The organism is Bartonella sp. AP58NXGY (assembly GCF_042195785.1).
Taxonomy (GTDB): domain Bacteria; phylum Pseudomonadota; class Alphaproteobacteria; order Rhizobiales; family Rhizobiaceae; genus Bartonella.
Window position 1 is genome coordinate 1 of record NZ_JBHIOY010000135.1, and the last position, 934, is coordinate 934.

Here is a 934-nt window from a genome sequence, read left to right on the forward strand (position 1 = left end):
GCGGCATTCGCGTTCGCATCAACGGCAATTTGCGCCTGTAACCCTGAAGGGACTAACAAACAAGAAAAACCAAGCCCCCCAAATAAAACCTTCTTGAGCATCGTACTAGAAATTAAAACGCTTAATAACTTTGCTCTTTCTTCTCTCTTCTCATGTCCCATGCTTTAACTCCCCAATAAATATGCTTAAAGTTCCATTGCTAATGTCATTAAAAATGTGCCTGACTTCTTGTGCTTAACTGTGCTCCAAAAAATACTGGAATAACTGGCATCAAGAGAAACCATCCCCCCTGCAAGCTTGATGCCTGCTGTCCAACCGGCAAGTTGTTCATTCGTAAATCCATACAAAGCTTGCGAAAAAACACGACCATAGTCCAAACCAACATAAGGGCGAAGTTCACCCAAAGTCTTTTTGAGCGTCGCACTATTGCTCCACGGAATGGTTCTCAGCATCAAGTCATTACGGGTAAAAAAACCGTTATTGCCAAAAATCAAACTCTCGCGCGTACCACGAACATTGGAAGCGCCTCCCAACGAAATCTGCTCTGCAGCCAATAAATTATGTGGTGAATATTGACCACTCAAAAGATTGCTCAACAGAAAATTCCACTCACCAACCTTAAAAGGCGTCATAACACTCAGTGTGCCGGTAAATTTTGCAAATTGAGGCTCCCCATCCCCCGCTCCTGGAGTATGTTTCTTTACAGAATGGAAAAGGGGAGGTCCTTGCAAATAACTCACATCAAAGGTCCAAGTCCCCCCGAACATCTGACGAGAATGCGAAATGCCAAAATTGGCGACACTATATTGACGACTGCCAACCTCTATCTTATTGCCAAGAAGGTAATTGTTGGTTCTTTTATAAGAAAGACCTAAATTGAGTGTTGTGAGTGAAACACTATCACGGTGAAGAACCCTGCTTGTACTGGCATGCA

Annotated in this window: 1 protein-coding gene; it reads right to left on the reverse strand. The window is 43.4% G+C overall.

Translation table 11 applies throughout. From position 1 onward, the window contains the following. Nucleotides 1–185: 185 nt before the first annotated feature. A partial coding sequence (locus ACFINC_RS09990; RefSeq protein WP_375617113.1) for a ShlB/FhaC/HecB family hemolysin secretion/activation protein occupies nt 186–934 on the reverse strand: 749 nt, incomplete at its 5' end.